Origin of the sequence: Ruminiclostridium cellobioparum DSM 1351 = ATCC 15832, from assembly GCF_000621505.1 — a bacterium.
In the GTDB taxonomy this organism is placed as follows: domain Bacteria; phylum Bacillota; class Clostridia; order Acetivibrionales; family DSM-1351; genus Ruminiclostridium; species Ruminiclostridium cellobioparum.
In genome coordinates, this window is the sequence record NZ_JHYD01000069.1 from 1 (window position 1) to 7,106 (window position 7,106).

A 7,106-nucleotide genomic window follows, 5' to 3' on the forward strand; every position below is an offset into this window, starting at 1 on the left:
AGAGACCACCCTGCTTTTTTCAATTTCAGAAAACAGAATCAAATCCAGCAGAAGTTTCTTTTGATAGTCTACATGAGAGTTCCAATTACACAACATTAATATAGCCTCCAAAACCAGTGTTATGGCAATTAATACCATACGCTGTGGTTTTCAAATTTTTGGAAGCTAATGTCAAGGTGTACAGTAACCATATATGGTTACTACTGGTAAATGTTGTTGGAAAATTTAAAGTAAAAAACTGGAGAATGTTAGAGGTGCGAGAAGAAAATTGCATCTTAAAACATAGAGCTCGAAAGCTATTGGAGTTTTCGAGAGTATTATTATATATGTGGGAGGTGATGTGTTGCGGATTGACAGATTACTTGAAATAGTCATTTTACTGCTGAATAACCGGACAATGACAGGCAAGCAGCTTGCAAACCGCTTTGGCGTATCCGTAAGAACAATACAACGGGATATTACCGCCTTGACAATGGCCGGAATACCAATAACCTCGGATACCGGTTATAATGGCGGCTATTCCGTTCTGGCAGGCTATAAACTGCATAACTCATTTGTTAAAAAAGAAGATTTTAATATCATAATCATGGCATTAAAAAGTTTGAGCACAAGTTATGAAAATAAACGGCTTGATACAATTTTGGATAAGTACCTCTCAATGTCGGATTCCAATCTGCCCTCCATATTTGTTGACTACGGCGTTACAAAGGAAGGGAGCAAAATACAGTCGAACAATCATATATTGGAAAACTGTATCGAGCATTGCCGACAGGTTTCTTTTCGATACAGAGATACATTCGGAAAGTGCTCTGACAGGCTTGTGGAGCCATTGGCATTGCATTTCAAATGGTACTCCTGGTATCTGTTTGCCTATGACGTCCAAAAGAAAGCTTACCGAACTTTTAAAGTTGTCCGTATGGACAAGCCGGCACCGGCCGGAGGCCATTTTGAGAGAATAGCGGATGTTGAAAAATTGCTGCAGGAACATGAACAGGATTATTATAAGAACTGTGAACATATATTGGTTTGGTGCCCCGCTGATAACATAAGCCTACTTGAAGAGACCTTCCCCGATGCAAAATTTAAACAAAAAGCTGACGGATCATGGGTCATGGATCTTCACGTACCGCCGTCTGAACCTATGTGGCAGGCATTATTGTTAGGTTTAGGCAATAATGCCAAAATTATAGCACCTGACTTTTATCGCGATTCTTTAATCGAAACTGCCAAAAAATTTATTCAGAATTACGACACTTAGATGTCGTAATAGTTTTGCTATTATGTAAAAAACATTAAAGGAGTGTTATAAATGTCAGAATTTCAAGATGTATTGGCAGGTTCCCGCAGTGATAATACACCGGATGCATTAAACCTCTTTGGTCAATTCGCAGGCCAATGGGATTTTGAATGGATCGACGGAAAAGGTACTGAACGTGAGCGGCATATTACCGGTGAATGGATTTTTTCCTGGATACTTGAAGGCCAGGCTATTCAAGACGTATTTATATGTCCTTCCCGGCAGGAAAGGTTAATCAATCCCCAGCCCGACGCAGAGTATGGAACAACAGTGCGTTTCTACAATTCCAAAAAAGGAAAATGGGATATCTGTTACGGATATTTAAACCATATGACCGTTCTGGAAGCCGAGCAGATAGGTGAAAATATTGTGCTTACTAATCAGAATCCATCAGAAGGAATAAACCAGTGGATTTTTTCTGAAATCACCCCGACAACCTTCCATTGGCAAAACAGGACTTCCACAGACGGCGGCGGCACCTGGCGTGTAAATGGTGAGCTATACGCAATTCGCCGGCAAAAGTAAACACTGTAAAAACTAAACGGGGGATTCCGCTTGCGGCTCCCCCGTTTTAATACATTGACATAAAACTTTTAACAACTTTAAACTATATTGATAAAATGTTGCTCATTCTCAATAGATCCTGATCTATATCCTTTTTCATTGAAAGTGCTTCATCAATATCAATGTCAATTATTTTGGAATCCTTTACGGATATGATTCTGTTGAATACACCGTCTTTGAGCAGTTCAACGGCTTTAACTCCCATGGCACTTGCCATAACTCTGTCCTGTATGGTCGGGCTTCCGCCTCTTTGAATGTATCCAAGCACTGTTCCTCTTGTTTCTATACCGGTCAGATCTTCTATCTTCTTGGCAAGTTCCAGTGCTCCTCCGATTTTTTCCGAGATACCTTCCGCAAGAATTATGATATAGTTTTTCTTACCGCTGTTTCTTCCCTGTATTATCTTTCTGATAATATCCTTATCAAAATCAAATTCCTTTTCAGGCAGCAATATTACTTCCGCTCCGCCGGCAATACCTACATTGAGGGCAATGTGTCCCGCTTTTCTGCCCATTACTTCGAGGACGCTGCATCGCTCGTGTGAATACGCCGTATCCCTGATTTTATCCAGTGCATCCTGAACTGTATTCATTGCCGTATCATAACCGATGGTATAATCAGAACTTGCAATATCATTATCAATGGTGCCGGGTAACCCCATAACCTTCATTCCGAATTTGCTGAAATCCCTTGCACCCCTGTAGGAACCGTCTCCCCCGATAACAACAAGCGCATCCATGCCAAAAGCTCTTGATATGGACATGGCTTTCTGCATGCCCTCTTCGGTTGAAAATGCCTTACATCTGGCTGTCTGGAGAATCGTTCCTCCACGGTGGATTATATCTGAAACGTTTCTGGCAGTCATTTCTGAAATGTCGCCTGCTATCAATCCATTATAGCCTTTCCTTACTCCCAGCATTTTAAAACCGTAATAAATTCCGGTTCTTACCACTGCACGAATTGCTGCATTCATTCCGGGCGCATCTCCACCGCTTGTGAGTACACCGATTGTTTTTACGTCACTCATACGAACCCTCCCTGAGACCTTAATAAAACTATTAGTAATAAGAAATTTTTAAATTTATCTGTTTATGGTCTTCACCATTGAAGCAACATTAAACCAATAACAATATAAAATGTATTAGAAAAACAACAATAAAAACCCAATTTAATTTATTATAAACTAATACAGGATTATTAACAATATAAAATACGACGTTTTTATGCAGTCAATTTCCCCAGCGCCTTTACCTGCAAGGTCAGCCATTCTTTTCATCTGTAACCGGCTTTTCTTTTTGCGCCCTTCCTATTGCATCACCTGCCATAACTCTGGTCTCAAAACCGGCAGCTGTTTGCTCCAGGATTTCCTTATCTATTAATACCTTTCCCCTTTTAAAGAATAAAAGCACGGTTGAGCCTCCAAATTTGAAATACCCTTTTTCGTCGCCTCTTTCCAGCCTGCTGCCGGGGGTATAGGTTTGGATTATGGACCCCACCGACGTGGCTCCGACCTCTACATAAAGCACCTCGCCAAAGTTGTCGGTGCTATAAATACTGTACTCCCGTTTATTCCTGCAGAACACTTCGGGAATTGTACCCAGTGCCACGGGATTTACGGAATAATACTCTCCCCTCACCCTGGTAGGCTCTCCGCACACTCCGCCGTCAAAGAAATGAAACCTGTGATAGTCCACAGGACATAGTCTCAGTATAATATAGGTTCCACCGTCAAATTCCCCGGCAAGTTCCGTATTTTGCAGCAACCCGGCAAGTTTGTAGCTCATACCCTTTATCTGAAGGACTTTATCGGAATCAATGTCTTCCCAGGCCTGAAGGCGGCCGTCCCCCGGCGACAGCAGGTATTCTTCCGGTTTATCGAAAGGCCTCGCAGCCTTTTTCAGCCTTCTCGCAAAGAAGTCGTTAAAGTTTTTAAAGTCCTCCAGCTTGTTTTGGCATTCCTCCATATCAATGGAGAAATTCCTTACAAAACCTGGGATGCTCCTTCTGCTGAGACCCGTATCACAGAAAAACCCTGTCAGGGCCGAGTATATTTTCCGCTTGACCAGCAGTTCCAGACCCAGCTTGCCGGTCCTTGTGGTATACAGTGCATTGAGCAGACTTCCTCCGGCTACTTTTTCAACTTCATATTCCCCGGTTTTACGGTTATATATCTTAATCATGTTCCATCCCATTTCGATTACGTTTACTTATACTCCCTTTTACCTTGCAAATCTGAAAAGAATCATATTCAGCTAATTAAAATCATACAAAACAATGATAGTGTTGTCAATTTTGAACAAAGTCTGCATATATATAATAATCTGTAACATCTAAATTCCTGCATTGCCGACCGTTAAATTCCCACGGAACAGCATTGTCCTGAAAATGTTCCCCGCCGGACAATAGACGTTTTAGATGTTACAGACTGCTAAGAGGTGGATTGAAAGTATGATATTGTTGATTAAAAAAAGTAACCTTCTCATTTTACTGGAGGCACTGTTGATTATTGCAATTTTAATGGTGTATATCTTTAGTTATTTAATAATCAGCAATAACGCAGCAGAAAACACCCTCAACGGAGATCATGAATATTCAATACTCATTCAGATTGACGAAAAAAAGCTTTACCTCTATGAGGACGGCGTATGCATAAAACAATATCCAATAGCCTCCGGCAGACCCGATTTACCGTCCCCAATCGGAGATTGGGAAATAACAGACAAGGGAAAATGGGGGAAAAGCTTCGGCGGCCGCTGGCTGGGTCTGAACGTAAGGTGGGGCAGCTACGGAATCCATGGCACAACAAATCAGAACTCCATAGGAAGAGCTGCCAGCCACGGCTGCATTCGCATGTACAACAAGGATATCAGGGAATTGTATGATATAGTCTCATTAGGCACTCCCGTGATAATAAGAAACGGACCCTTCGGGCCTTTTGGTACGGGGTTCAGGAATTTAAGGCCCGGCGACAGAGGTGCCGATGTTCTGGCCGTACAGGAGAAGCTAAAAACCCTTGGTTACTTTGAAGATGCCGTAACAGGTATTTATGAAAACAATTTAAAAAATGCACTGTACGAATTCCAGAAAGACCATGGCCTGAAGTTAAAATTTACAATCACCCTTGCCGATTATAACGCAATGGGGTTCAGGGAATTTGAATAAGAATAATTCACAGTTCCATAACCGGATTATTGAATTTTCCGCAGCCTGGGCAGTCTTACACAAAAACTGATTCCGTTTCCTGAACCATCCCTTTCAAAGTCAAAATCATACACCAGTTTGAATATTGTTCTGCCAAGCAGTATTGCCGCAATTACATCAAGAACTGCATGCTGTTTTACAAACAGCGTGGAAAGTATGATGCATACAGCCATTCCAGTTATAACTACAGTGTTTCTTCTGTTTTTAATTTTACTTTTATTTATTGCCCTAATCAATACGGAACTAACCAGGGTATGTATGCTTGGAAAACAGTTGTAAGGCTGGTCCACCGAATAAATAAAAGCCACAAGCCTTGTAAATATATCATCTCCGGCCAATACAGGTCTCGGCACCGTTGTCTGGAAGAGGATATAAACCCCGTAACACAGTATAATGCCAAGGTTGATGGCAATAAGAGACCTGTGGTACATCTTCCTGTCCTTAAAGCAAAAGTAAATCAGCACTGCGAATACAAAAAAATACCAGCCGATATATGGCACAATAAAACCTTTCAGAAAAGGTATATTACGGTCAATGTCTGTAACAAGGCTTACCGCCCCTCTTCCCGGGTTATTGAGCATAACGTAGAATATTTTTATAATGCATATTGATAATAACAACAGAAGCTGACAGCTCATTTCTTTGAATTTACTCAATTTAGAATTCCTCCTATTTTGCAGCGAAAGAAAGTACCGGTTGAAGGAGTTTCTTCCGCTGCTGGTTTATAGGAATAATTCTAAAATTAAAACCTTAAAAAATCCCTGGTATAAATCTTATCAATTTCTTAATTTAAATCAAATTAAATCAAAAATAACCGAAACGCCTGCGCTTACTTTGATCTGTCCCGGTGAAAAATCTTCATAATTTGAGTTCTGAGTGCCGGCTATCTGTGCATTTGAAGTTGAATTGGACAAAACATTGGTGGCCCGGCCAGCTCCAACGGAACTCCATGGACCGTAGTAAGAATATGTATTCTCCTGAATCTCCTGGATGTTACTTGCCTTGCCCACTGTCTGACCGAGTTCTTTTGCCAGAGCCTCTGCTTTTTCCCTGGCAGCTTTTATGGCAAGGGCCCTGGCTTCATCTTTATATTTTCTCAGCTGTGTAGTTTTGAACTGTACATTCTGAATATAATCGGCACCTGCCTCCAGAAGTCTCGTTAAGAGTTCATCAAATCTTTTCAGATCCTTCAAGGTAATGATCAAGCCTCTATGAACCGTATAACCTTTGAAAACATTTTCTCCGCTGTTCGTATATGTATATTTGGGATTAACATTAATATAATCTGTAACTATGTATTTTGGGTCTATATTCATATCCTTTGCTATGTCTTTAATTTTTTTTATTTTTGTATCGTTCTCCGATTTTGCCTTTGAAATATCCAGGTTGGTTGTCTCCACCGCCAGAGAAAACACGGCTTCATCGGGTATAACCATGATGTCCGCTGTACCTGTCACTGAAATTATCCTTGCCGCTTCCCGTACTTCCGGGGCGACAGAATTCCCTTCTGCAAAGCTTGCTGTAGATAAAACGCACATTACCACAAATACTATTGCAATCATTAAAACCGGCCAGGACTTTCCTTTAATATAATTCATAATAACTTACCTCCCTTTACAATCTCAGACTATAGTAGTAGTTTATATAAATAGACTACTACTATAGTCCAAAAGTGTCAATAGCAAATTATTTATAGCAAATTGCTGAAAGCAATTACTAAGAAAGTAGGGAAACCAATTTCTTGGCTTCCCCCTTATCAAACCGTACGTGCCCTATTAAGGCATACGGCTTACCAATTGTAGATTTTGATTCATCAAGTTAAAGCAAATCTTTGTGCGTTAGCAATTTTTGCAAGTCGGTCAGGAGTATAATATTTCTGGCCTTTTTCTTTTAGTCTCGCTATTTGCTTTTCTCTTTTCGTTCTTGTTTTCTTTGTCTGACGCTCAATGTACTGTTCTAGGGTGTAACCAAACATTTTGCTGTAGTATAGCCAGTTTGAGGGTATCAATCCTATACGGCAGAAGTATTCTATATTCCATTTTGT

Annotated in this window: 7 protein-coding genes and 1 pseudogene; 3 read left to right on the forward strand and 5 right to left on the reverse strand. The window is 40.7% G+C overall.

The genetic code is table 11. The annotated features are described in order from the left end of the window. Positions 1-343 precede the first annotated feature (343 nt). Both T344_RS0119140 and T344_RS0119145 read left to right on the forward strand, forming a co-directional pair. Positions 344-1,258: a helix-turn-helix transcriptional regulator gene (locus T344_RS0119140; RefSeq protein ID WP_027630019.1), complete on the forward strand. Its 915-nt coding sequence runs from the start codon at positions 344-346 to the stop codon at positions 1,256-1,258. A gap of 51 nt (positions 1,259-1,309) precedes the next feature. Beyond that, complete coding sequence (locus tag T344_RS0119145; RefSeq protein WP_027630020.1) at positions 1,310-1,822, forward strand: hypothetical protein; 513 nt, start codon at positions 1,310-1,312, stop codon at positions 1,820-1,822. 82 nt (positions 1,823-1,904) lie between these two features. Here T344_RS0119145 and pfkA read toward each other — a convergent pair whose 3' ends face one another. Next, on the reverse strand, positions 1,905-2,888 hold the full coding sequence (pfkA, locus tag T344_RS0119150) for a 6-phosphofructokinase (RefSeq protein WP_004622770.1): 984 nt from the start codon (positions 2,886-2,888) through the stop codon (positions 1,905-1,907). 232 nt (positions 2,889-3,120) lie between these two features. Continuing rightward, entirely contained in the window at positions 3,121-4,041 is a 921-nt protein-coding gene (locus tag T344_RS0119155) for a phosphatidylserine decarboxylase (RefSeq protein WP_027630021.1), read from the reverse strand. Between the two features lie 268 nt (positions 4,042-4,309). Here T344_RS0119155 and T344_RS0119160 point away from each other — a divergent pair, with 268 nt between their 5' ends. Beyond that, positions 4,310-5,023: a L,D-transpeptidase family protein gene (locus T344_RS0119160; RefSeq protein ID WP_027630022.1), complete on the forward strand. Its 714-nt coding sequence runs from the start codon at positions 4,310-4,312 to the stop codon at positions 5,021-5,023. Positions 5,024-5,049: 26 nt separating this feature from the next. Here T344_RS0119160 and T344_RS28775 read toward each other — a convergent pair whose 3' ends face one another. The 3 genes and pseudogenes from T344_RS28775 to T344_RS31390 all read right to left on the reverse strand — a co-directional run. Then, positions 5,050-5,718, reverse strand: coding sequence for a phosphatase PAP2 family protein (locus tag T344_RS28775; protein WP_051572055.1), 669 nt, complete (start codon positions 5,716-5,718; stop codon positions 5,050-5,052). 138 nt (positions 5,719-5,856) lie between these two features. Continuing rightward, on the reverse strand, positions 5,857-6,660 hold the full coding sequence (locus T344_RS0119170; RefSeq protein ID WP_027630023.1) for an SIMPL domain-containing protein: 804 nt from the start codon (positions 6,658-6,660) through the stop codon (positions 5,857-5,859). A 215-nt stretch (positions 6,661-6,875) separates the two neighbouring features. Further along, positions 6,876-7,106 (reverse strand): annotated as a pseudogene (locus T344_RS31390) (group II intron reverse transcriptase/maturase); the annotation flags it as partial.